The 25,497-nt window shown below is 55.6% G+C and carries 15 protein-coding genes and 2 pseudogenes; 8 read left to right on the forward strand and 9 right to left on the reverse strand.

Annotated features, from left to right (window positions below):
• Positions 1-136 precede the first annotated feature (136 nt).
• A complete protein-coding gene (locus AC5S26_RS24060; protein ID WP_494187492.1) occupies positions 137-820 on the reverse strand; it encodes a hypothetical protein in 684 nt (227 codons plus the stop codon).
• A gap of 1,566 nt (positions 821-2,386) precedes the next feature.
• On the opposite strand from AC5S26_RS24060, the pseudogene AC5S26_RS24065 reads away from it, so the two are divergent.
• The 3 genes and pseudogenes from AC5S26_RS24065 to AC5S26_RS24075 form a co-directional block, all read left to right on the forward strand.
• Positions 2,387-3,112: pseudogene (locus AC5S26_RS24065) on the forward strand (FG-GAP repeat domain-containing protein); the annotation flags it as partial.
• Between the two features lie 119 nt (positions 3,113-3,231).
• Positions 3,232-4,266: an Ig-like domain repeat protein gene (locus tag AC5S26_RS24070; protein ID WP_494187493.1), complete on the forward strand. Its 1,035-nt coding sequence runs from the start codon at positions 3,232-3,234 to the stop codon at positions 4,264-4,266.
• Positions 4,212-4,418, forward strand: a pseudogene (locus AC5S26_RS24075) (hypothetical protein); the annotation flags it as partial. The gene AC5S26_RS24070 and the pseudogene AC5S26_RS24075, both read left to right, overlap by 55 nt.
• Here the strand turns inward: AC5S26_RS24075 and AC5S26_RS24080 are convergent.
• Positions 4,346-4,519 carry a hypothetical protein gene (locus AC5S26_RS24080; protein ID WP_494187494.1) on the reverse strand — a complete coding sequence of 58 codons (174 nt, stop codon included), beginning with the start codon at positions 4,517-4,519 and terminating at the stop codon, positions 4,346-4,348. The pseudogene AC5S26_RS24075 and the gene AC5S26_RS24080 overlap by 73 nt on opposite strands.
• A gap of 43 nt (positions 4,520-4,562) precedes the next feature.
• On the opposite strand from AC5S26_RS24080, the gene AC5S26_RS24085 reads away from it, so the two are divergent.
• Complete coding sequence (locus tag AC5S26_RS24085) at positions 4,563-4,991, forward strand: lipo-invert putative C-terminal anchoring domain-containing protein (RefSeq protein WP_494187495.1); 429 nt, start codon at positions 4,563-4,565, stop codon at positions 4,989-4,991.
• A gap of 123 nt (positions 4,992-5,114) precedes the next feature.
• On the opposite strand, the gene AC5S26_RS24090 is transcribed toward AC5S26_RS24085, so the two are convergent.
• The 3 genes from AC5S26_RS24090 to AC5S26_RS24100 form a co-directional block, all read right to left on the reverse strand.
• Positions 5,115-6,950 carry a CRTAC1 family protein gene (locus AC5S26_RS24090; protein WP_494187496.1) on the reverse strand — a complete coding sequence of 612 codons (1,836 nt, stop codon included), beginning with the start codon at positions 6,948-6,950 and terminating at the stop codon, positions 5,115-5,117.
• Complete coding sequence (locus tag AC5S26_RS24095) at positions 6,950-8,818, reverse strand: CRTAC1 family protein (protein WP_494187497.1); 1,869 nt, start codon at positions 8,816-8,818, stop codon at positions 6,950-6,952. The genes AC5S26_RS24090 and AC5S26_RS24095 overlap by 1 nt, the downstream gene beginning before the upstream one ends.
• Before the next feature lie 151 nt (positions 8,819-8,969).
• On the reverse strand, positions 8,970-10,769 hold the full coding sequence (locus AC5S26_RS24100) for a tetratricopeptide repeat protein (RefSeq protein WP_494187498.1): 1,800 nt from the start codon (positions 10,767-10,769) through the stop codon (positions 8,970-8,972).
• A gap of 825 nt (positions 10,770-11,594) precedes the next feature.
• On the opposite strand from AC5S26_RS24100, the gene AC5S26_RS24105 reads away from it, so the two are divergent.
• The 4 genes from AC5S26_RS24105 to AC5S26_RS24120 all read left to right on the forward strand — a co-directional run bounded on the left by AC5S26_RS24105 (position 11,595) and on the right by AC5S26_RS24120 (position 18,910).
• Entirely contained in the window at positions 11,595-15,200 is a 3,606-nt protein-coding gene (locus tag AC5S26_RS24105; protein WP_494187499.1) for a TonB-dependent receptor, read from the forward strand.
• Positions 15,201-15,294: 94 nt separating this feature from the next.
• Positions 15,295-16,326, forward strand: a complete 1,032-nt coding sequence (locus AC5S26_RS24110; protein WP_494187500.1) for a tetratricopeptide repeat protein — start codon at positions 15,295-15,297, stop codon at positions 16,324-16,326.
• A 304-nt stretch (positions 16,327-16,630) separates the two neighbouring features.
• Positions 16,631-17,044 (forward strand): cupin domain-containing protein, encoded by a 414-nt coding sequence (locus tag AC5S26_RS24115; protein ID WP_494187608.1) that lies wholly within the window; start codon positions 16,631-16,633, stop codon positions 17,042-17,044.
• 579 nt (positions 17,045-17,623) lie between these two features.
• Positions 17,624-18,910, forward strand: a complete 1,287-nt coding sequence (locus AC5S26_RS24120; protein ID WP_494187501.1) for a glycoside hydrolase family 28 protein — start codon at positions 17,624-17,626, stop codon at positions 18,908-18,910.
• Positions 18,911-19,316: 406 nt separating this feature from the next.
• Here AC5S26_RS24120 and AC5S26_RS24125 read toward each other — a convergent pair whose 3' ends face one another.
• The 4 genes from AC5S26_RS24125 to AC5S26_RS24140 all read right to left on the reverse strand — a co-directional run bounded on the left by AC5S26_RS24125 (position 19,317) and on the right by AC5S26_RS24140 (position 25,496).
• The gene (locus AC5S26_RS24125) at positions 19,317-22,043 is read right to left on the reverse strand and encodes a TonB-dependent receptor (protein WP_494187502.1); all 2,727 of its coding nucleotides are present in this window, start codon (positions 22,041-22,043) and stop codon (positions 19,317-19,319) included.
• 59 nt (positions 22,044-22,102) lie between these two features.
• Positions 22,103-23,245, reverse strand: coding sequence for a PepSY-associated TM helix domain-containing protein (locus AC5S26_RS24130; protein ID WP_494187503.1), 1,143 nt, complete (start codon positions 23,243-23,245; stop codon positions 22,103-22,105).
• Between the two features lie 364 nt (positions 23,246-23,609).
• Positions 23,610-24,326 (reverse strand): LamG-like jellyroll fold domain-containing protein, encoded by a 717-nt coding sequence (locus AC5S26_RS24135; protein ID WP_494187504.1) that lies wholly within the window; start codon positions 24,324-24,326, stop codon positions 23,610-23,612.
• A gap of 231 nt (positions 24,327-24,557) precedes the next feature.
• Entirely contained in the window at positions 24,558-25,496 is a 939-nt protein-coding gene (locus AC5S26_RS24140; protein WP_494187505.1) for a dihydrodipicolinate synthase family protein, read from the reverse strand.
• Position 25,497 lies beyond the last annotated feature (1 nt).

The raw sequence follows: 25,497 nt of genomic DNA on the forward strand, positions 1-25,497 counted from the left end.
GAGTTCAAAATCGCAAACCAAGCCGACCATTTCGTATTGACGCAAAGCTGAAATGTCGTTCGCTGCGCAAAATCATCATGTCCAACTCGCGATTACCGAAGTCCAGATCCGCGAATCAACCCTACCTCCGGACGAGTCAGTTTTTACGCAGGCGAGATACAGCGAAACTAACTACCCCGCTGGCCACGAGGTAGATCGAGGACAGCTCTGGCACTGGGGTCAGCGAGGTATCCGGAGTCAAGATTTTGAAGTTCGGGCCGAAGTTTCCTGGAGTGTTTGGGGCATAGCTGCTGATTGCGAATTGGGGAGAGGCTGGAGGATCTCCGTAGTCGCTGTATACCGCGGTGTTGAGGGTCAATCCGAATTGCGAGATGAATCCTTGTGCCTGGGTGTAGTAGTGTTCGCCTGCGAAGAACTGAGACACGATTTGATACTGAGTGTAGGCGTCGAGAGTTATGGGCGAGGAAAGGTCGGTATAACTGAAGGTGGTGCTGGTTGGGCCTCCGCCGACGGTTGTGACGGTGGACATTGCGCCGGGCACAATCTGCTGAGTGTCAACGCGGAAGAGCGCGACGGCGTGCGTGCCGTTGAATCCGTCGTTGATGTAGCCCAGTGCGGTGACGGTGATTGGAGTGCTTCCAGTTGTGAAGTTATAACCGAGCTGCGCGGTGTCATTGTCATCGACGCGGTAGTTGGACGATGTGAAACTGAACGCGGCAATCGAATCAGCGTGGCCTGGAACTGTGGTCAGGACCACGAAGAGGCAGACAGATGAAATGCATAGCCGAGAGAGATTAAGAGAACGAAAGGATCGCTTCATTTTTCTTCACCATGAACTTTCTTCCTGGACCCAAAATCGCTTCAGGTCATGGATGCGAAGCAAGGCAACATAAGATCCAACACTTGGCATGATGCAATTCATGCGCCATCCGCAATGAATGCGGATGTGATTAGTTTTGCGGCAAGAAGGGTTGTGCGAGGATTGTTGACATTGCAAAGAATTGCACGTGAATACCGAAATTCAGCACATCACCACTGCGGTCACTGCCTATCTGTTGTAGGTCCTAGTTTGGCCTAGCCTCATGATATTGGTCTCGACAAGACTGGGGATAGCGGATAGATGAAAGCCAGGGTTGTGAGTCTGGGTGGGTGTGGTCACTTAGAGAATGTCCTTATTGAGAGACTTTGCGATCGTCAGGGAATCCCTGAAATGACTGATCAAGGAGAGGTGTCCTCAGATTGCAATTCTCGACATTGGCATGTTGGCATGAACGGCCTCGCCGGTTGCACGTGAGGAAAGCTTAGGAATTGGGTACGAGTGTCATTTTCATGACCTTCATCCTGACGAGGATCTGATGCAAGCAGCGAGGGAAGTCGGAGACGAGGCTACCTGTATAGAAGGAAGAGAGACAGATGAAATAGCCCAGACGATTCATGCCGTTTGCGCCGGCACGGCTCAACAATTGCGTCGGTCCTAATTTGGGAAAAAGAGCGAAGTCGCAGAGAATATTTCCTTTCCAACGGCAAATGCAAAGGCTAGACTCGACCTGCGCGCAATCGCTATTCAAGGTTCTCTGCATGGTCTAGACGTGTGGTAGGCCAGGTTGCGTTTTCCCTTTGAGGTTCTTATGTTTTCTCCTGCCCGGTTCTTGTCTCGTCAACACTTTTTTAGGTCGGACTTCAGATTGCTTTTGGGCCTCTTATGTATCAGCGGTCTGAGCGGCTCTACTATGCTCTCCTTTGCCTCAACGACTACGACGCTAGCCGTTATGAGCGCGGGAAGTCCAGTGACGACCGTGGCGCAAGGTGAAATGGTTACCCTCAGCGTGAGTGTAACCAACGGAGCGCCTCTCACCGCTGGCCAGGTTGCCTTCTGTGATGCCGCCTTTCCCTACTGCACCGATATTCATAAACTCGGTACTTCACAGATCATGCCGGGTGGAATTGCCTCATTCAGTTTCTATCCAGGATCTGGCGAGCATACGTACAGAGCGATTACAACATTCGCGGGTGGTAGAAGCTCTTCGAATGCCGTCGCGCTCACAGTGACCTCTCAGCCTCCCCCCACATCAGTGCTTCCGACTACTGTGTCGTCCATTGTCGAAAGCCTAGATCCTACTGATCATTCCACCTTGATTGAAACGGCAACCATCACGGGAGAGACCGCGACTCCCACTGGCATAGTCTTCTTCGACACGGCGACGGGACCCTATTTGAGCGCGCCTCTGATACCCGGTCCCCTCAACTGGAGGTTGAGGGGACCGGCTATGGCTCAGGCCAATCTTCCTACTTCATTCACCGTGGCTGATTTTAACAACGATGACAGACCTGACGTCTTCGTAACGACTCAACTACCTTTTCGCCAAGTACCTCTTCATCGGCGGCATATCTTTTACTCGGAACGGGGACAGGTAGCACTTTCGTCCAGGCAGCTGGGCCCACACTTCCGGCGACATGCACCAGCCTGCGTGCTGGCGACTTTAACGGCGATGGAAAGGCTGATCTGGCAGCCTTTTTTAAGGGTTCAACCAATCCCACACTATTGCTTGGAAATGGCGATGGAACCTTCAACCCAACTGGTTCGTTAACAGCGACTGGTTGCTGGTCGGTTGTCGCAGACGACTTCAACCAGGACGGACGGACCGATCTGGCTGTGATGATGCTACGTCCCGATCAAGTCGTGCTATGGATGGGCAATGGCGATGGGTCGTTCACTCAGGGAGCCGTCATTCCCTGGGATGGGTCCGGGGAATATAACTTTCTGGCAGGGGATTTTAACGGTGATGGAAACCCCGATCTAGCTGTTCTTGATAATAACTCCGACACAGAATATCCGCCGGGGGAATATGCGCTTAAAGTCCTGCTGAATAATGGAGGCGGCACAGCCACCTTTGCGTCATCTGTCGGGACACCCGCTAATGGATTTGGGTCCACCGCAGTAGCCGATCTGAATGGGGATGGCAAAGCAGATATAGCTATTGTGAGTGACAATGTTCCGTTCGCCGTCTTTCTGAGTAACGGAGACGGAACTTTCACTCTTGTAACAAACCCGGCTTTTGGCTTCTACGTAGGTGATAGCCTGTCTGCTGGCGATCTTAATGGGGATGGCAAGGTCGACCTGGTTAGTGGAGGAGCCGAGAACGTCGGCGCAGGTCTGGGCAACGGCGATGGGACTTTACGGGCGGCCTCATCGGGACCAGCCGAGGCGGTCAATCGGAATATGGCCCACGTATGGTCATCGCAACGGACTTCAATGGCGATGGCTACGCCGACGTACTCGGAGGAACAAACATCGGTGAGGCCTCCGGCACGAATGTTCTTTTCCTCACCAGTCCTGCCGCCACGGCATCTGCGTCCATCTCGCCGATCTCCTTCCCAAGCTATTACCAGGATAATTATTTAGCTGATGTTTTTGTAACTTATCCGGGAGACCTGATCTACAGCGAAAGTAGAGCGATTGGACGGACTGGTGTCCCACCTTCCACACTTATTCTTAGTGCCAATAGTGGAAGTTCTATTTATCAGACTCCCCTTACATTCACCGCTAAACTTAGCCCATACGCTGCTCAGGGGCTCAGTACGGATGGCGATCTCGTCAACTTCGTTAGCAACAACGCAACACTTGGCACCGCTGCACTCAAGAGTGGCGTCGCTGTTTTCACTACAACCGCGCTGCCAATCGGTCTCGATAGCGTAACCGCAACTTTTCCTGGAGAGGGTAAGTTTTCTAGCAGTACTTCGAATCCTCTATCGATCAACGTCCAAATCAACTCCACGCTTACATTCGTTGTGGGGTCACATACTTATGGGAACAGTCCTTTTAGCCTTACGGCAAACTCGCCGTCACCAGCACCTGTTGTTTACTCCGTTCTAAGCGGTCCAGTCACGATCGCTGGATCCATAGTCACCATCACAGGAACCGGATACGTAAAACTGCAGGCTTCGCAGGTCGCAATGAACGGATATCCGGCATTTGTAACGACCGCCACATTCGCAGTGAACAAAGCTGACTTGATGGTCAGTGCAACGAACACGGCTCGCGTCTTCGGCGCGCCAAACCCTGCCTTCACTGGCTCGCTCAGCGGTGCGATCAATGGAGATATTCTCCAACCCGTCTTCAGCACAACTGCCACATCGAGCAGTCCCGTCGGTGCCTACCCATCGCCGTCAGTGCCATCGGCAACAACATTGCGAATTACAACATCGTCGCTATTGACGGCACTCTTACCGTCACCCAAGCCGGGAGCGCGACTACTTTCACCCTAACCAACGGCACTGACCTCACCGCTACCGTCGCCTCGCTTACGTCAGGCATACCGACCGGCACTGTCAACTTCCTCGCCAATCAAACCTCTCTCGGCACAGCGACGCTTACGGGAGGTACCGCAACACTGCCGTTCAGCGCCCCCGCCGGAACCGTCATCCTCACCGCACAGTACAGCGGTGATGCCGACTTCACCCAGTCCTCATCGCCTTCGCTTCCTCTCCTCGCACTCACACCGGCGACAAACACTCTCACCGCCTCTCCCACGGGTACCACTACCGACGTCGTTACGATCGGCGTGCCCTCCGGCTACTCCGGCATCGTCCACCTCGCCTGCACAGGACTACCAGCCAACACCACCTGCACCGCACCTGCCGTCACCTTCCCCACCTCTACCCCAACGATCACCCTCACCGTCAACACGGGTACCACCACGCAGGCATGGCTCGCCACGCGCACCAACACCTTCATTGCCGCTGTCTTCGGAGCACCGGGTCTGCTGCTCGTCTCCCGCCGCCGCCGCACGATCAGCAGCCTCTTGCTCCCGCTGCTTCTCCTTACGCTTGCCTCTACTTTCATCACCGGTTGTGGAGGCAATGGCAACTCAAACGGATCCAGCACAACGAACACAAACGCTACCCCCGCCGGCTCCTATACCATCAACATCGTCGCCACTGGAACCAACGCCTTAGCCCTCGCCCAAAATCTCACACTAAAGGTCCAATAAGCTGAGAGACGCAGCCGCCGTAGGAATCTCATCGATGGCTAACCTATTTCGCTGCGCCACGGGCATAGTAGGTAGTCGCCTCCAGACGGCAGAAGTTCGAGTAGCCATCCTTAGTGAGGAGTTCTATTGCTGGTTCGAGAGAAAGCGACCCTTGCCTTCGACGACTTTGAGGATATGGTCGGGAAACGGAGGAGGATCGAAGGCCTCGGTAGAGCCGTTCGGCCAGCGAACCTCGATGGAATCAATATGAGTATCCGTACCGAGTCCAAAATGGATCCGGAGATCGCTGGATGAGTTGTAACTGGATCCGCTGCGAACTTCGTCAACCCATATACGCGTACCGCTGCGGAGAGTGACGCGTGCTCCGATGGCATCGCGGTTAGAGGTGGTTCCGACGAGTTGTACACCAAGCCAGTGATTTTGATTGCGGGCGACATTGACGAGAAGCATGGTGTCGTCGGACAGGTTATTGATGACAGCCTCGATCCGTCCATCGTTGAAAAGGTCAGCCGTCGCGAGTCCGCGTCCAGACAGGGGATTGAGCAAAGCGGGACCGGACGTCTTGCTGATGTCTTTGAATTTTACAACTCCGGAGGAAGTGCGTCCGAGGTTGTAGTAGAGGAAACGGCGCTCACGGAAGAAGGAGCCAAGACGAGCGGAGTCGACCTCGGGATAGACGTGTCCATTCGCGATAAGAAGGTCTGGCCACCCGTCATTGTCGACATCGGCGAACATGGCACCCCATCCGAGCGCGTCAATATTGATGGCGAGCCCGGCAGGGCGAGTCTCGTCGGTGAAGGTGCCGTCACCCTGGGAGCGATACAGTGTGGACGTATCGTCGGAGAAGTTGGTTTTAAAAAGATCGAGGTGGCCATCCCGGTCGTAGTCGGCAGAGGTGGAGCCCATGCCGGCCTGCTCGCGGCCGTCCTCGTTGAATGCGGCACCAGCGTCGGGAGCGACGTCGGTGAAGGTGCCATCGTGATTATTTCGGTAGAGAATGGAAGGCGTGGAATCACAGGCTATGTAGATGTCGGGCCAGCCGTCGTCGTTGTAGTCAAGAGTGGTCACGGAAAAGCAATAGTGGCCGTTGGTGCGTTCGATTCCGCTCGGTTTGCTGACTTCTTCGAAGCGGGCCGATTCTCCAGCGCGCCCGCTCCCGCGATTATGAAAGAGAGTGTTGGGGGCATAGGGAAGTCCGCGTGGTCCACACATAACCGGTACGCCCTTCCACATGCAGCCGGGACCGGAGCCGGGCTTAGGGATGGTGGCAAGATCGAAGTGGACGTAGTTGGCCACGATGAGGTCGAGTAGGCCGTCACGATCGTAGTCGACGAATGCACAGCCAGTACCCCATTCTTTCCCAGTGCCAGAGGTCCCGGACTGTTCGGAGCCGTCCTTGAAGGTTCCGTTTCCTTGATTGTGGAAGAGATGATTTTTACCGTAGGCGGTGATGTAGAGGTCGTCATATCCATCATTGTCATAGTCGCCGACACAAGCGCCTTGGCCCCAGCCGGAGAAAGCGATTCCCGCACGAGCGGTGACATCGGTAAAAGTTCCGTTGCGGTTGTTATGGAAGAGGTGGCTAGTAGGATTGCTTTTCGATGTAGCGCTGTCGAATGTGGTGCCATTAACGAAGAAGATGTCCTGCCATCCGTCGCGGTCGTAGTCGAGGATAGCAACGCCGGAGCCGGTGGCTTCGAGAATGTAACGCTTGGCTTCCGCGCTTCCGTTGACGTTACGAACGAGAATGCCGGCCTTGGCGGCTACGTCGACAAACCATGCTGGAGAGGGATGATCTGCATTAGCTGGATAGGGTTGCGATTGGCCGCGCGCGAAGAGGGGATGAAAGAGGGTGACCGCGAGCAGGAAACCGCAGACGAAGTGAATTTTTCCAGAGCGTTGATTTATGTGCCGCGCTTGGGCGAGAAGATTCCCGATTTGTTTAGGAATTGGGAACATCAGGTCTTCGGTTCTGTAGTCTTTGATTCGACCCGTCCCATAGGCACGGTCTTGAGAAGTTTTCCACCCTCCTGAATGACGTACAGATTGTTGGCGGCGAGCGCAGGAAGTTTGTCGACGGCTCCGGAGGGCCAGTGGATCTCAACGTCAGCCTTGGCGGCGCGGTCGAGGCCAAAGTGGATGCGGAGATCGTTCTGCGAGAAGTAACTGCCGCCACTACGGACCTCATCGATCTGGATGAATGGCTTCGCGTTGGACTCAGGTTGCGTGGTGATAATAATGCGGGCGCCGATTCCGGCGCGATTTGACTTTGTGCCGACAGTTCGGATCTTTATCCAGTTGCGACCAGTGATGGAATCGCAGCGGAGAAGCTGGGGAAGGCCATTAACGCAGTTGACAGCGATGTCAATGTCGCCGTCATTGTCGTAGTCGCCGAAGGCAGTGCCACGAGCAGCCGCGGTCTCATTGATTCCGGGACCACCCTCAGCGGTGACTTCTTCGAACTGTCCGTTGCGGAGGTTGCGGTAAAGATATTTGTGCTGGGCATAGGGTGCATCAACATTGGTGCCCTCGACCTCGGGATATACATGGCCGTTAGACATCAGCAAGTCAGGCCAGCCGTCATTGTCCATGTCGAAGAAGCCGACGCCCCAGCCTAGGAAGCGCGTGTTGACGCCAAGGCCGGAGAGGTAAGTGTGGTCATCAAAGTTGCCGCCGCCGAGGTTGACATAGAGAGAGTCGGTATCTCCGGCGAAGTTCGTCTTAACAATGTCCAGTAGACCATCGCGGTTCAAGTCACCTACGGACACTCCCATACCAGCCTGCGGTTTCCCGTCGGGAGAGTAGGCGATACCGGATTCGATGGCGACGTCCTTGAAGGTGCCGTTTTTCTGGTTTTGATAGAAGGTGGAGGCTGTGGAGTCGTTCGCTACATAGATGTCGGGCCAGCCGTCGTTGTCGAAGTCGGCGACGGAGACGGAAAGAGCGTAGGTCCCGATCGTTTCCAACATGCCGGATTTTTCTGAGACGTCTGTGAAGGTACCATCACCGTTGTTGCGGTAAAGAATGTTTTTTCCGCCCTGGAGACCGGGTGGACCGCAGGCGACCTTTAGGCCTTTGTAAGCGCAGCCGGCAGCCTCCGGAAGCGGAGCCGTCTTGATGTCAAAGTCGATATAGTTGGCCACGAAGAGGTCGAGATGACCGTCGCGGTCGTAGTCAAGAAAGGAACAGCCGGTGTTCCAGCGAATCTTCGGTTGCGTAAGGCCGGCTTTGGCTGTGACGTCCGTGAAAGTCCCATCCCCATTGTTGCGATAGAGAACGTTCTGGCCGTAGTAGGTGACAAAGAGGTCGTTCCATCCGTCGTTGTTGTAGTCGCCGACACAACAACCCTGTCCCCAGCCGCTGCGACCGAGTCCGGCCTTTTGGGTAACGTCGGTGAAGGTTCCATCGCGGTTGTTTTTGAAGAGATGGGAGAACGGTTCCTGGCCCTTCGGGAAACCTTCTATGCGGGAGCCATTGACGAGAAGGATATCAAGCCAGTCATCGTGGTCATAGTCGAAGAAGGCGACGCCGCAACCGGTCGTTTCGAGAAGGTAACGATTCTTGTGTTCACCGCCATAGATGGTTTTAGCGTTCAGGCCCGACTGTCGGGCTACGTCGATAAAGCTGACGCCAAGCGGAGTTCCAGCGACGGGGGAAGGCGTACCTTTGGGGGCGGGACGCGGCTTGGCATCGTAGGTAGGACGCGAGCCGATCTGCGGTGTGCTTGGGATCTGGGAGTCCTGTGCCAATGAAAGAACATCGTCGAGCGTGAGCACGAGCGCAGTTCGAGAGAGAGAGGTGAGGAACGTGCGACGGGACCATGTCAAGGTGGAGACTCTCCCTCTGTGGCCGCGATGTTAAAGCCAGCTCTAACGAGCATGGCCACGGTGCGTGAAGTATAGAGAAAGGTTGAGTGCGAGGCAACGTGTTGTTCTATATAAGGGCTACACCGATTGGATCGGACACCCGCTTCATAAATCACGGATGTGAATCCGGTTTAGGTGGTTGCGCCTGTGCCAGCCGTTGAGCTCGCTGCCGCTCCAGCGCGGCATCGGCGGTGCGGCCCTGTTGTGTGAGCGCCTCGGCGAGGGCAGCGTGGGCTTCGGCGTAATCAGGATCAGCAGCGACAGCCGCCTGGAGTTGCGTAATAGCTTCGGCCATCTGGCCGCGTTTCAGCAGGGTTCGTCCACTGTCGAGGGAGAAATTCGCGCGCTGGCGGCTAACGGCCAGGCGGCTCAAGTCTGCCGCAATTTTGCGTTCGGATGCGGCGCCTGTCGTGTCCTCCTGCCGAACGAGTATGGAGGCGAGGGTGATGTGCGGGCTGGGCTGGTTTGGCATTAGCTGGATGGCCTGCCGGAGAGCAGCGATGGCCTTGTCAGGCTGATCGTTCTGCTTGTAAACGTTGCCCAGCATTGCCCATGCGTCGCCATGCCCCGGTTGCAATGTGGTGGCACGCTCAAGCTCCACCTGGGCTTCGGGAAATCGGGCGAGTTGCATATAGAGGATGCCGAGCGTATAGGGCGGATCGGGGAGTGTAGGATCGAGTTTCGCCGCTTGCTCAAACTCGGGGATTGCGGCATTGATATCGTCCTTGAGCTTGTAGGCAAGGCCAAGGTCGTAATGGAGGTGAGGGTTGGCTGGATCGACGGCGAGACCTGCGCGGAATTGTTCGATGGCATGGTCGATATCGGCCTGCTGCAGGAAGGCGACACCGAGATCTTCGCGAAGCGTTGGGCTGGAGGGGGTGAGTGTGAGAGCTCGTTTGTAAAGAGGAATAGCAGTTTTAGCGTCGCCGACCTGGACGAGAGCTAGAGCATAGTTGATGAGCGTCGGAGCATCCTGCGGTCGGACTTTGGCAACCTGTTGGAACAGGGGGAGTGCCTCGCTTGCGTTTCCACTGGCCTGAAGGCTGAGCGCCAGTTCGTACATTGCGTCGATGGAAGTGGGAACGACTTGCAGGGCTCGGCGCAGTGTTGCGATAGATTGCTCATCCTGATTGGCGGCACGAAGCGCGCGGCCTAGTTGAAGAGAGTATTCAAGGTTGCTGCTTGAGAGCCGGCTTGCCTCTGTGAGAGGCGCCACTGCGCTGGCTGGATTGCCTTCCGCAAGATAGAGGGAGGCTAAATGATAGTGCGCCGAGGCAAGCGAAGGGTCGAGGGCGATCGCTCGCTGGAAATGTGGCTCGGCTTCACTGTATTGCTCCCGCTGCGCGAGCAACGTGCCAAGGGCATCATAAAGCGTGGCACTCTGGGGCGAAGCTGTGAGGGCTTCTTCGATACGAACCTTTGCGGCTGCAAATTGAGAGGAGGCCTCAAGTGCGCTGGCGTAGGCGATCACTTGCTGAGGAGTAAGCGGTTGATGCGCTTCGTCTACGGCCTGGAACATGGGGATGGCTTTTGCGTTGTCATGAAGCTGAAGATAACTGAGAGCGAGATTGAGGATGGCGTTGGTATCGTGCGGGTCAAGCTTGTGGGCCAGCTCCAGTTCGGAGACAGCTGCCTTCGGGTTGTTTTCGGCAAGCAGTACGGTGCCAAACGCGGCATGTCCGGCAGCGACGTTAGGAGCGAGGCGTACAACCCGGGCAAACTGCGCGTGGGCCGTGCGGAGGTCATTGCGTTGGTAGGCTTCGGAACCGGTAAGGAAAGCGGCATTGGCGGCTTTGATATTTCCGGTGGCGAGGGGCGATGGACTGCTGCTCTGAGCATATGCGGCGCCAGCCATCAAGAGATAAAAGAATGTGATGCCCAGAAAACAACGAATCGTGAGACATCCTCGCATTTGAATGCAATCCTACGTCCAGAAGAGCGGGCTTCGCAACGGTAGCTTACATAAGCTCTCTGAGTAGTCTTTTCTGTTTCAGGCTCGCGCCCCAGACAGCGTAAGCAGGTAACGTGATTCCGGTGAGGCTGCTCTGATGTTCCAGCGAGGTGTCGCTTGCGAGAGTGTGTGGATATCGATCCGGGGCAGATGGTCCTTCCGGATGTCGAAGGAGATGCTTTTTGGCTCGTCGGTGAAGGACAACAAGGATGGAACGATGGCCAGCGCTTCCTTTAGGCATGCAGGAGAGGGCCGGGGGATTGGTGGTATCGAGCATGATCGTGTCAGCGGTGTGGGTCCGAGTCTGCGCATGGCAATGACCGATTGCGCTATTGCTTTGTCTTGACGTTCTTGCTGACACAGTCCGCAGCGAAAGTAACAGGTGGAATGTGCGGTACTGAATCCAGCGTTCTTTGTATCGTCCCATTGCATGGGGGTACACTCTCCGCTGCGCGCACAAGCAGCAATATTTTTGGAATGAAACGGACAAGAGTAAAACCAAGGCGAGGTCAGACCAATAAGGCTCGTAACGGCAGGAGTTCGGCGCCTAGAGTCGCATCTGGAACGACAAATATTGCCTTGCCATTGACACTCTTCTGCAATGCGAGTATCGTTCGCGTTCGAACAGGGCTTGTGATTTTTGCTGCGAGCAGTGCTGAATCCCCGGAGTTAGATCCTGTCTCAGCCAGAGGAGCTTGCGAAACCACACACGCGTCCGATCGTTCGCAAAAGCACCTCATGGTAATGGGACAAGGCTGAGCAGCATCCTTTTAGGAGAGTCTTGCCATGAGCGTCGCGAGTCTAATCAAGTTATTAATATTGTCTGTCGTCTTCCTGGTAATCTCTTCGACTTCAACTCAAGCGCAGGCTGTTTACGGTTCGATCTATGGAACCGTCACCGATGCCTCCGGTGCCTTGGTGCCGAACGCGCCCGTTACAGTAACGGATGTTGCGAAAGGAACGACGAGCGAAGTTCAAACCAATGCGAATGGCGAGTTCACGGCTGACCACCTGATTCCGGACGTCTACAACGTGAAGGTCGCAGCTCCGGGATTTCAGGGCTTTGAACAGTCAGGTATCCAGGTCTTTGCCGATACTTCTGTGAAGGTGCAGATCAGTCTCACCGTGGGCTCCCCAGACCAGACCATCGAGGTTACCGCCGACTCGGTGCCGCTACTGAAGACAGATCGAGCGGATGTATCGACGGTGTTTCAGTCGAAGGAAATTGTGGACCTGCCAATTGCCAACCGCAACTTCACCGGCTTGCAATTGCTGCTGCCGGGTGCACAAGAGATGGGGTGGAGTCACGCAGCCAGCGAGAATCCGCAGGGCAGCAAACAGATTATGGTCGACGGCCAGGCCTTTGCCGGTACCGCCTACGAACTGGATGGAACGGACAACCAGGATCCTATTTTGGGCATTATTGTCGTGAATCCAAATCTGGATTCTTTGTCGGAGTCGAAGATCACAACGCAGAATTTCGACGCGGAGTTCGGTAAAGCTGTCTCTTCGGTGGTTACCGCGCAGACAAAGTCTGGGTCGAATAAATTTCACGGATCCGCGTTTGAGTATCGAATAAGCGCTGCAAATCTCGCACGCGATCCGTTTACGCAGGGGCCTGGTACGAACTTTCCGCAGGCCCTTAAGAATCAGTTTGGCGGCTCGATCGGCGGTCCTATCCTGAAGGATAAGGTGTTCTTCTTTGGCGACTACCAGGGCGTGCGCCAGAAGGTTGGCTCCTCCGCTCTTCAGACCGTGCCGTCCGCGTTGCTGGTCAGGACTTGTCTCGGTCAGCAGGTCGGCCCCAGCGGTATTCCGGGCTGCGACTTCAGCGAATATGCCACTGCGGTGACTCCGGCGGGAGCAGGAATCATCTACCAGCCGAACGGCCAGCCGTATCCCGGGAACGTTATCCCTGCATCGCAGGTTTCCCAGCAGGCGAAGAACTTCTTCGCTCAACTGCAACCTTACGCACCGAACAACTTCTCCGGCAGGTTCCCTGGCCTGATCAACAACTACTCGGCCGGTGGAAAGGGTTTGTTTAACAGCGATCAGTGGGACGTGCGGGGTGACTGGCAGGCTAGCGAGAAGATTCATGTCTTCGGCCGCTTCAGCCGCTTTACCGACACTCTCACCGGCGCTACGCTGTTCGGTCCCGCCGGTGGCGCAGGATTCGGCATCGGGAAGTTCGGTGGAAACTCCAATGGCGCAAACGACAGCGCAGCGGCTGGGGTGGATATTGCACTCAACGCTAAGCTGGTCACCGACATTCGCCTTGGCTACTTCCGTTACAACATCCTCAACACGAAGTACAACCAGAACGTGGATTACGCCAACCAACTAGGAATCCCAGGCATGAACACCGGCGTGTTCGCCACCGGCGGAGCCCCGAGCTTCCAACTCACCGAGGTGGGTTCCCAAGGGCAGCCGAACAATCCTCAGAGCCAGGGCTCCCAGTACGGAGCGGGCCTGAACGTCGACCGTTGCAACTGCCCGCTCACGCAGCGCGAAGACCAGTACCAGATCGTCAATAACTGGACCAAAATCCTCGGCAATCACTCGGTTAAGTTCGGCGCAGACCTTCGTTACGCCAGAAATCTGCGCGTACCGAGCGACAACGACCGTACAGGAATCCTGCAGTTCGGGACCGGACCTACCTCGAACCCGGCTTTGGGGCAGCAGGGAGGTCTTGGGTTCGCGACCTTCGCGCTGGGCCAGGTCACCAACTTTCAGCGGTTCGTCAGCACCTCGACCAACGCGAAGGAGTTTCAGAAACGAACCTTCTTCTACGTTCAGGACACATGGCGTGCCACTCCCAAGCTGACGGTTAACTACGGCCTGCGTTATGAGTTCTACTTCCCGGAGACCATCAATGCACCGGGCAATGGTGCTCTGCTTGATTTGAACACCGGCTATCTGAATGTCGCCGATGTCGGAACAGTCGCAAGCAACATGAACTGGGGAAGAGCCACCAATACGTATAGCCCGAGGATTGGAGTCGCCTACCAGGTTCGTCCTGATTTAGTGATTCGAGGCGGATACGGCCGCAGCTTCGATATCGGCGTCTTCGGCTCGATCTTCGGACACGCCGCAACCCAGAACCTTCCCGTGCTTTCCAGCCAGCAGGTTACGGCGACGGGGGGCCTCACCAGCTCCGCGTTTACGCTCACGCAGGGGCCGCCGGCTCCAACTCCGATCGCGGTTCCGGCAAATGGGCTGCTTCCAAATCCCGGTGCCCAGGTTAATTCCAGAGCTCGTCCCAATAGCCTGAGGCTGCCGACGCTCGATGCGTGGAACCTGAGTCTGCAGCAGTCGTTTACGCCCACACTTTCGCTGACCGTCGCCTACGTCGGCAACAAGGGAACCCATACCCTCGGAGATACCAGCGGCAATACCACGAATCCGAACGAGGCTGCGATCTTCCTTCCTGCTCAATACAGCATCACGGGGCAGGCACTGCACTACGACCCGAATGGCGGCGACTGCTACCCGGCAGGTCCCAACTGCACGTTGAACGGGGCTTCGGGAAGTAAGCTAATTACGGCCAGCGGCGCAGTCTCGAATCAGGTCTACCTTGGACGGTATTACGGCGGAACTCTTCCTGCTTGCAATGGGCCATGTCTGTGGACCAACGGGATAACGTATTACGCCAATAACTTTGACACCCATTACAACGCACTGCAGGTGTCGCTCGCGAAGCAATTCAGTCACGGGCTTCAGCTCAATGCAAATTACGCCTGGCAGCGTGCCGTAAGTTATGCCACCAACTTTTCAACGTGGGATAAGCGTGCTGTGAAAGGCCGAGACAGCGCCCTTCGTCAGCAGCAGATCATCATCTATGGCCTGTACGAACTTCCGTTCGGAAGAAACAAGCCGTTCCTGAGCGGGGCGAGTGGGTGGATGAATCAGATTATAGGAGGCTGGCAGCTCAGTCCGGTGCTTACCTATTCGAGCGGCCTGCCGTTCACGCTGTCCTATGGATCGTGCAACGCAAGTATACCCACTTCCGCGCCGTGCCTGGTCAACGGCCGTCCCGAATCGTTCCGGTCTCGTAAAACTGGGTTCCCGGGCAACAACCTCTCCTTCTATGACAAGCAGACGCTGGGGGGGGTATTTACTGCGCCAGGACTTGATCAGATCGGAACTATCGGAAGGAACAGCGTCTTTGGGCCTCGCTTCTTCAACACCGATCTTGCTGTCCAGAAGAATTTCCCCGTCCGTGAAAAGCTCTCCCTCCAGTTCCGGATGGATGCCTTCAATGTCTTCAATCACATCAACTACGGAAATCCGAACGGCAATATCGAGCAGGCAGGCTCCATCAATGCTGGTCCCGGAGTCGATGGGTCCACCAACCCGCGCCAGTTGCAGTTCGTGTTCAGAGTGCAGTTCTGAACTTCTTCGATGAATGTCAATAAGGGGGCCGCAAGTGCCCCTCGTCTGTAAACTCATGTTCACCATGGATCTTCTAAAGTCGCTTAGGAGGGTATTGACGCTGTTCGCGGTGACTGCGGTTGTGTCCTCTGCAAGAGGACAACAATCTGGCGCGAACATGGTGAATGCGCCCTCACATTCAATTGCTAACCTCACTCAACTGCGTCAGATGATCGATCGCGGCCACGCTGCGGAGGCTTTACAACAGCTCGATCAATTGAAATCGCAGTCTTCGAATGTTGCTGGCGTTGACAGGTTGCGGGGAGTTGCTTTCTATACACAGAATCGTTTTGCGGAGGCGGACACCGCGTTCGCTGCGGCGCTCAAGTTGGACGCGCGCGATGAAGAAGCAACACAGATGCGCGGCTTAACGCTTTTTCGTTTGGGCAAGCCGGCTGAAGCGATTCCGCTGCTCGAGGAGGCGCACAACTGGACTCAGGAGACGAGAACAGATCCGAGTTATGTTTTAGCACTTTGTTACATCGATACTCGTCGTTACGACGATGCCCGCCACGCCTTCGCGAGCCAGTATGGATTCCCTCCAGATTCCGCGGCCGCCTATCTATTGGCAGCCCGCATGTTTCTGCGTCGTGAGTATGTTCCGGTCGCGAAGGAGTCTGCAATAAAAGCGCTTGACTTGGATCCAAAACTGCCGATGGCGCATGTGTTGCTAGGAGAAATTGCGCTAGCTGGGGAGCATCTTGACGATGCAATCGCAGAGTTCGAGAAAGAGCGCGTTCAGAATCCATTGGAAGCAAGCAGCTATGACAGATTAGGTGATGCATATACGAGAGCGGGGGACTACACCCGAGCACAGCAGGCCCTGCAGCAGGCTCTGCTCCTGGAGCCGAATTCGACGGGACCCTACATCCTGCTAGGAAAGGTGCTGTTGAAACGTCAGGATGGCGTAAACGCTGCGATGTACCTCGAACGCGCAGCGAAGATGGATCCCGGTAATTCCATGACACATAGCCTGCTTGGACAGGCCTATCGTCTCTTGGGGAGGACTGAAGATGCGACCCGTCAGACTGATTTGGCGCAAAAACTACAGTCTGCCAATCAGCCAAAGTTGAAAGAGATTCGGTAGCTTCGACGGTGCGGCTAAAGCGCGAAATGACTGCGACCTGAACCTGCTGAAGGCTAACTCTAACTGCTTTACGGCTTTGCTCACTACCGACTGCGTGGCAAACAACTCTATTGCCCCACGAAAGTGTCCGACGACGAGCTCCACCAGTGCCCGCAGATTTCGCAACTCCATACCGATTCCTCTAGGGAATACATCGGCCAGCTGAGTGTTATTGAAAATGGGAGCTGCAATGCGAGAGAGAGTACATCATCTGCGATCTCGTAGGCTCACAAATCAGTTTCATACAGGAGAACGCTTGAAATTCATGATTGCTGTTGTACTGTTTGCTTCGTCTCTCCGTTGCTTCGCTGCAGCAGAGAACGCATCCTCCCCAATTCAGGTCGAAACTCTTATTCAGAGCACCTCCTCATGGGATGGCACGCCGTATAAGGCCTACCCTGCCGGGCAGCCCCAGATTACGGTTCTCAAAATCACGATCCCGCCACATACCACGATGAAGTGGCACTCGCATCCGATGCCAAACGCCGGCTACATTCTGTCGGGCGAGCTCACAATTGAGAAAAAGGACGGCACCGAAAAGCATTTCGTTGCAGGGCAAGCCGTCTCCGAGACGGTCGACAGCATCCATCGGGGCATCTCAGGCGCGGAACCTCTGGTGATTATAGTTTTCTATTCGGGAACTACGGGAATGCCGCTCTCAACAGCGACCACTAACTAAATAATCAGTGCCTACCAGTGCGCGTTGGTTTCCCACTGGAGAAGATTTATTCTTGAGGATGAGTAGTCACTTTGAACTAGTCAGGTCTTGAGAAGAGTTGGAAATTAGCGGCTGTAACCCCCTTCACGCTTGGCGGTGGCCGCTGAAGGCACTGTTACTTCCGCCGCAGCGAGAGCGAGTGAATCCAACTTCGCAGCTAGGGCGGGCTTGGTCTCGCGAGTAAAAAGAAAAGCAACGGACGCGAGTAAATTTACGTGCGGAAAAATCTCTGCCGAGATGTTGATCGGGAGATGCCAGTAAAAAATTCGGTAAATTGCTCCCATTGTTGCCTCAACCGGCGCGACGAATATCGCCTCATACGTACCGAATCAGCAGGAGTGCCAAACTGAAACCACAGAGCAGGCGGAATGTTCGTCCCATGACTCAACAGTCTACTGTCAGTATCTCCCGACCTCCTAACTAAGGAGCGGTAGAGTTCTCAGAGACAACAAATATTGGACAACAAACCTCTCGACAGCGGATCATCAGAAATCGGGACCTGTGATCACTCGGCCCTGAAACCCTCCTAAGGATCTGCTGATGTCTATCGAGCGCTACTCCCGCCGCCGCTTCAACTCCATCATCGCCTCGGCTCATCTGTGGCCGCTCGCCGCGAAAGCCTTCGCCGCGCCCACTCGAGAGCTCCTCATTACCAAGTCCGGCGCGGTCGCCGACGACTCCACCGTGAACACCAAGGCCATCCAGGCTGCCATCGATCAGCTGGCCGCCAAGGGTGGAGGCACCGTTGTCGTCCCCAAGGGCGTCTTCGTCTCCGGCGCTCTCTTCTTCAGACCAAAGGTCAACCTGCGCCTCACCGAAGGCGCCGTCCTCAAGTGTTCCACCGACCTCTCGAACTTCCCCCCGCAGCGCACCCGCATCGAAGGCCACTTTATGGACAACTTCACCCCCGCCTTCATCAACGCGAAGAACTGCGATGGATTCCAGCTAACCGGCGATGGCATCCTCGACGGTGCCGGCATGCCCATTTGGGAGCTCTTCTGGAAGAACCGAGCCGAAAACAAAGGCTTTGCGAATACCGGCATGCCGCGTGCCCGGCTCGCGCTCATTGAAAGCTCGAAGGACGTCAAGATCGAAGGCATTACCTTCAAGGATTCACAGTTCTGGAACTGCCATCTCTACGACAACGACGGCGTTCTTGTGCATAACGTCCACTTTCAGGTGCCTGACGACTACAGGCAGGCGCCCAGCACCGACGGCATCGACATCGACAGCTCCCGCAACGTCACCGTCGATAGCTGCGTCTTCTCCGTCACCGACGACTGCATTGCCTGCAAAGGCTCCAAGGGGCCGCGCGCTATGCAGGATAAGGACAGTCCGGCCGTTGAGCACATCCGCGTCCGCAACTGCACCTTCAAGCGCGGCGGCGGCGTCCTCACCTGCGGCAGCGAGGCCACCATTGTTCGCGACGTCGTCGCTGAAGACTGTAAGATCACTGGCGGTGTCCGTATAGCAACTCTCAAGTTGCGCCCCGACACTCCCCAGCATTACGAGGACATCACCTTCCGCAACATCACCTCGGAAGGCCCCTCCAGCGGCATCATCAACATGGCGCCGTGGTCGCAGTATTTTGATCTTCAAGGCATGGAGCCGCCCAAGTCCGTCGTCAAGAACCTGAACATCGTCGGCATCAAGGGCACGTTCACCTCCTTCGGCACCATAAAGCCCAACGTCGGCCAAACCGACATTAGCAACGTTCTTTTGAAAGATTTCGACGTCACCATCAAGAACGACATGCTAAGTACCTCCGGCGTTACCGACCTCAGGCTCGAAAACGTCATCGTCAACGGAAGGCCCTATTCCGTCTAAGCCCATCCAAGACCGGCGTGACGCATAGGAGGCAGACAATAGCGAGCCGGGCTGCATAACGCAGCCCGGCTCTCGTCAAGCTTCGACATATTGCGAGAATCTTCGGCGGTTTTGAGGCGGTGCTCGCAATCTGTGAGGGGCTTCTTCGCCGCAAGGAGCTTGTAAACCCGGTCTCCGGTACAAAACGTAAAGCATCTGTCAGTACTCCCACCCTCAGGGAGAGTCTAGTTTTCTTGGTTTTGCGCGGACTGCATGGATTGCGTTTGGGTTCGTTTTCTACTTAGTCGTGGTTTTGCGAGTGGGGAAGAGGCAGTGACGAACTCGCTGTTGCCGTCTGAGCTGTTCGCTGAAGAGTGAAACGACCTGAGTCTCTTGAACGAAGACTGAGGCGATGAGGCGCAGTCGCTTAGAACAGAATTCTCGTTACAAATTGAATCTGGCGTGCCGGATCGCTGTTTTGAATGCCCGCCTGCGGCACCATAAAGGCGCTCCCCGGGTTTGCGGTGTTTCCATAGGTCGTTGTCAGTTTCAGGAAATTATTGTGGTTGAGGACGTTCGCAAATTCAGCCCGGGTTTCGATTTTCACACTCTCGAACATGGAGAAAGTGCGCGTTATGGCGAGATCGGTCTGTGCCTGCAGGGGGCCACGAAAGGAATTGCGTGAGAGACCAACTGGACGATCGCTTGCGATGCCGTCTCCGTCATTGTCCAGGCCGGTGAGTGGGTTTACCGGCAGCCCGCTCGCCGCGGTTGTGGTTCCGCTCAATCTGAAGGCGTAAGGCAGATCCACCACACCGTAAGCGACCAGGCGATGGCGTTGGAAGTAATCGGAAGGGCCGCTCTCCCCGGCAGTAACACCCGAGACGCTTGGAGTTCCGGTGTTGTTGCCGCCGGTGAAGAAGACATTGGTGATGTTCGAGCTGTAGAGGTACGAGGCCTGGAACTCGAAACGGTTGGCGAAGTTTCTTCGAATCCTTACCTCTCCTGAAGGATTACGCGAGGTTCCCGCGTTGCTTACCCGCTGTACGTTGGCAACCGGAATTGTAGTTCCGTCGGCTCTGCGGTAGTTCAACGTAGGGCGGGTGGCATTCGCCGCGGCGGCAGTTCGGCTTTGTCCGGGCGCGGTTCGTATAAACGGTACAGGCGCATTTTGGTTTACAAGGATGAGTTGGCGCCGTGATGCGAGGAATGCTGCATCGAGCTCGAGGACAAAGCCACGGGGAAGCCGCTGCTCGATTCCTGCAGAGACCTGCATCGTGTAGGGATTGTTTAGCGTCGAACCAAGGATGTAGATGTCACGGCGATCCTGAGTGCCACTGACTGGAGGCGGCGTTGGATAAGACGGGTTTGCGATGGTGTAACTTGCGGTCGTGGAATCTGGTCCAAGATTGAGAGCGTTTCTCTGGAGTTGTCCATAGAGCTGGTCGTAGAACAATCCCGCTCCGGCACGCACGATGGTATTTCCATCTCCGAAGGGATTCCAAGACAGTCCGAGTCGCGGCTGGAGATTAGTTCTTCCGGAAGCGTTCGACTGATAGTCGTAGCGTACGCCGAGGTTGGCGGTGAATCGCGGAGAGACCTTCCAGTCATCCTGGAAATGGGCCGACATCAACTCCTGTCCATAGCTCAGGATCGAGTTTCCGACGGTCGCGTTGTAACGCAACGGTTGTTGACCCGGTGTGGGAGGTCCGGCTGCGAAGGTGTAGGTTCCCAGGGGAGTTGAGATCAGATTATAGCCCGCGTTCTCGTGAAGGTAATCGCCTCCGAAGGTGAACTGATGCTGCCGCCAAGTCTTGCTGACGGTATCCATCACCTGGAATGCTCCTGTTCGGAGATGCTCAATCGACGATCCGCCAGTCGTCGCATAGCTGGGCCGAACAATTGAGATGCTTGAACTGATCGGCGTGTACCAAAGTGGAAGTGCGCTGGCATAGGAGACCCTGAAGTCGTTAAGCCACGTAGCAAAAAGCGATCGTTGTGTGAGTTGTCCTGCGACGCTTTGCTGAACGTCTGTACGAGCAGCGCTCGATTGAACGAAGCCACCGACAAAATCGTTCAGGTTATTCGTGGTTAGGTAGTCGCCATTGAATCGCAGTGTTGTGAATTGGTGCTCGCTCCACTTGCGATCGATGCGTGCCAACCCGATATAGGAGTCCAGCTTTCCGATGTAGAAACCTGAAGCTGGAGACTGGATAAATGCGCCGCGTTCCTGATGGAGCTGTTCATAGGAGGTAAGAAAGTTCGTTCGTCCGCGTTGAATCGGGCCGCCGATGGTTGCGCCCCACTGCAGCTTCGAGTTGGGGACATGGAAGGTGGAGACCGGAGGAGCAGCCTGAATGCCTGAAGGCCTCACAAATGCGAATGCCTCACCATGGAACTGATCCGTTCCCGATTTGGTGGAGATCAGCACAACACCGCCACTGGCACGGCCGTATTGAGCAGGAAAGGTATTTGTTTGTACGGTGAACTCGCCGACAGACGAAAGAGATACGTTTTGCTGAGGACCATTGGACAGGACGAAGTCGAAGTTCGTACTGCCGTCCAAGAGATATTGCGTGAAGCGGAAGGACTGATTGTTGAGTGAGAGCCTCGTTCCTGTCCTTCCGTCCGATCCCGACCCCGCAGTATTCTTCGCTCTTACGTCGAGAAGCGCAAACTGGGCGAGGCTGCGGCTTACGGAAGGAAGCTGAGCCACTTCTCTAGGCGTTAGCGTTGAGGATATGTCAGAAGTAGTTTTTAAGAGGTCGTCCTGCGCGAAGACAGTAATCTCCTGCTGCAATGGATCCACGTGGAGAGACAGGTCAAGATTCGTCTCCGCGGGCAGGATTCCGTCGCGACGCATCGTTTCAAAGCCGAGTGCTTCCACCACAACGGTGTAGGGAGTGTCAGCGTATAGTCCAGTGACCGAAAAACTTCCATCTGCCGAAGATGATCCCGTGAAGCTGCGGCCCTTGTTGTCCGTGGCTTTGACGAGGGCTCCGGATACAGCGGTTCCGTCCTGAGCGTTGAGCTTGCCATGAATCGAAGATCGCCGGTCCATTCCTTCTGGCACTTCCGTCTGCGCCACCAGCGACACAGCATTCAGAGACAGGAAAAGAGACAAAGCGAGAGTGAGCCCAAAATGATTAGGCAAAGTGGAGTCCTTTCAGTTGCGCCGCGAGTGCAGCCTGTTGAGCCGCGTCAAAGTGATATCTAGGCGATTTCTAAAACTGGAGATCGTTCTCGTGCGCGGGTTTTTCGGTTTCTCCACGCTATGAATCGGCGAATGCTCAGAGCGAACCCGGTCCACACCAGCAGGAGAGCGGCCATTGCAGCGAGAAAGGCCACCGCTTGTCCCGGCCAGCCGAAGATTTCACCCGTGTGGAGAAAGCGGCCGTAGAGTCTCCACTGTCTACCGCGTGGAAGCTTGTCGAAGGTATCGAACTTCGTCAGCCTGCCACTCTTCGAGAGCACCAGCTGGGTTTTCTCTTGCGGTCGAGATCCAGATCCTTCATCGAGAGCAAAGGGGATTCCATTGGATGGGATTGGAAATCGTACCGTCAGATTATTCCAGCGTTGATCCACCTGCTTCACGAGTGGAAGGAGCTTGTCCAGAAGCTCAACGTTTCCGAGGTTGACAACCTTTGGTCTCTCTTCTTTGCCTTGCGGATTCGACGATCTCGCCAATTTGTAGAGCAGAGTATTAACCCAGTCATAGGCCATGACCGATCCTGAGAGCGAAATGGTCAACAACGGCAGAGCGAGCCAAAATCCACCCACGGTGTGGAGATTCCAGTTGCGTGCCCGCGCTTTCAGTTGGCGGCGGACGGTCAATGCGTTCCGAAGATGCGCCCTCTTCCACTGCCTGGGGATCCAGAGGATCAATCCGCTAAGAATCAGGATCGGGAATCCAAGATTGCCAGCGATTGTAAGCGCGTGTAGCGCCTGGTAGCGAGTTCCGCCAAAGGCGGCATAACGGTGGAGATCCCGTACGTGGGCAAAGAATGCCCGTACTCGGCTAGGCCCATTTTCAAGGAGTCCTCCGGTACAAGGATCGACCAGGAAGATCCGGTCTGGAGCGGTCATGATCAGGGCTGGTGTGCGCGAATCGGCATAGACCTCGAACGATGTGGGAGTAGCGCCAATCAGAGCCTCTAATTTGCCAAGAGACTGGCTCGGGGCTAAGCATGGAAGAGGCTGTTCACGTTTCGGAACGGAGATATTTCGCTCCGCAAAACGTATGATTTGGCCTTGAAATGCCATGATACTGCCGGTCGACGCGAAGAAGCAGATCGTCAGACCTACAACAAGTCCAACAATCAGATGAAACCAAAAGAGGAGGCGCCGGAGGTTCATTTGGAGTGGTACCAACCTGAGCTTTGGGATTGAAGAAGCATAATGATGAAATTCGGACCAATTTGGTATGAGATAAATATACGACAAGTTTAGTCCTAAATATCGCGGGGAGACTAATTTCAATTAACGAAGAAGAATTTCGCCGGGCGGGAGCTCCGAGAGACACACTCAGAGGATTTCCTACATCAAGAAATGAAGGATCTCCGCCGCAGGGGTGCCCCGCCTTAGGGACGGTCTCACTCTGTCGATGCCGAAGCTCTAGCCCAGAAACAGATACCTAGCTATCTTCGCCCTGTTGACCTGGTGCTCATGAAGCCGGGTCTTCGGTTGGCGATTGTGTCGGTTGAAATGTGCTTCTGACTAATTATCTGGTCGAGTCGGGGACTTTCCAAAAAGCTGCCGATGAAAGAACGCTGGGTTGAAAGCGTGCGGAGTAGACATCGCCGGTGAAGAAGTCCCGCTTGTCAATTCGCGTGCCAACTGAGGTGGTGCCGGGCGGCAGCGGCGCCAAGGAGACGACGATTTCACCTTGCAGCTCGCCGTCGACGTATCCGCGGAGGGTTTTGCCATCGTAGGTAGCAGCAATGGCGTACCAGCGATCGAGTGGATGGAGATGCGCAGCGTCGCAGACCAGAGTGACACCGTGCTGCTCGGCACCGTGACCTACATCGATGCCGACGGTGTCGAGGCACCACCGGTTCTTAACAATTCGAATCTCGAACATGCGACGTGATTGTGAGTTGCTGTCCTGCATATGGAAGAAGCGTTGTGCAGGCGCACCTTTCGAGGACGGGCGGAATATGACTTCTAAGGTATAGGTAGCGTCGCCGGACAGTGGAGCGGCGTTGATAAAGAGCGCATCGCCGATGGGGTTGCCGCTTTCGGGGTTGCTGCTGTTGCTATTTCCGTTTCCTTCAAAATGGATGGCCGTGCCGATGGGCGTGTTGACGACCTGCGGCTTGCCAACTGTGGTGACCTGCGCGCCGCCGATTTTAGTCAGGTTATCAAAGCGCCAGGTGATAGCTTGCTGGGCTAGGCCAGGGACGGCAAGCGTGATGATTGCGATGGCGAGGAGTTTCATTCGTCTACCAGCATACGTGAACGCTTACGTTGCCAGACGAAACTCGGAATGGAACTCGGTTCTCGTTCGCCAGACCGATTTGTATCAACAAATGCTTTTCTCGCGGACAACGAAACGTTCGGACGAGGCTAGAGCTGATCTGTAGTAATGAACATAGCCAGACAGCGATCAATGGTATTTTATTTTCAACCGATAGCTGTTTAAGCGATAGGTTCGTCCTTAGCTCGGATGCTACATCCGAGACGGTGTCTTGGCTCTCGGGTCTTGCTGGGCGAGACGGCTTAAGAGATAGTCGACCTCATCCCTTCCTTTTGCTGTGAGGGATGAGCTCGGAGCTCGTTGCGAATCGTAGGCTATGGCATTGCGTTTCTGCAGGACGTACTTGCGGACGGCTAGGCCGATTCCTTGTTGCTGTTCATAGCGGATGAGCGGGAGATGCGCGTCGAAGAGGTCATGGGCAGTATCGCGCTGGCCAGACTGCGAGAGGTTGACGACGTCGACGAGCATATCGGGGAAGGCATAGCCTGTCATCGCCCCGTCAGCTCCGCGCTCTAGCTCAAAGTCCAGGAAGAGGCCGCCATTCCCAGTGAGAATCGAGATGGGCCGCAGCGCTCCCTCGCTCTGGAAACTACGCAGGGCACTGATTTTCTCAAGGCCGGGCCAGTCTTCGTGCTTGAGCATCACGCAGGATGGGTTGTCGCTAACGATGCGCTGGATGACTTTGGGCGTCATGATGACGCTAAGCAGCAGCGGGTAATCCTGAATGACGAAGGGGATGTCGGGGCCGATGGCATTGACGGCCTGTGCGTAGTAGTTGACGATCTGATCGTCGGTACGAAGGCTTGTCGGCGGGGCGATCATGACGCCAGCTGCGCCCCCTTCCATGACGCTGCGGGCGAGGGAGCGCATGGCTGCGAAGCCAGGAGCGGAGACGCCTACGATGACCGGTACTCCAGCGCGACGGACAACCCGATTAGAGATGGCGAGGGCTTCGGCGGGATCGAGCTTCGGAGCTTCGCCCATGATGCCAAGGATTGTGAGACCGGCGACGCCGCAATTGAGGTAGAAGTCGGTCATCTTGTCGACGGAGTCATAGTCGACGGCGCCATCTGGATTAAAGGGAGTAACTGCGATGGCGTAGACACCCTTTGCGGTGTGATCGAGGAGCATC

It is taken from the genome of Edaphobacter sp. FHG110511_03 (assembly GCF_059115365.1).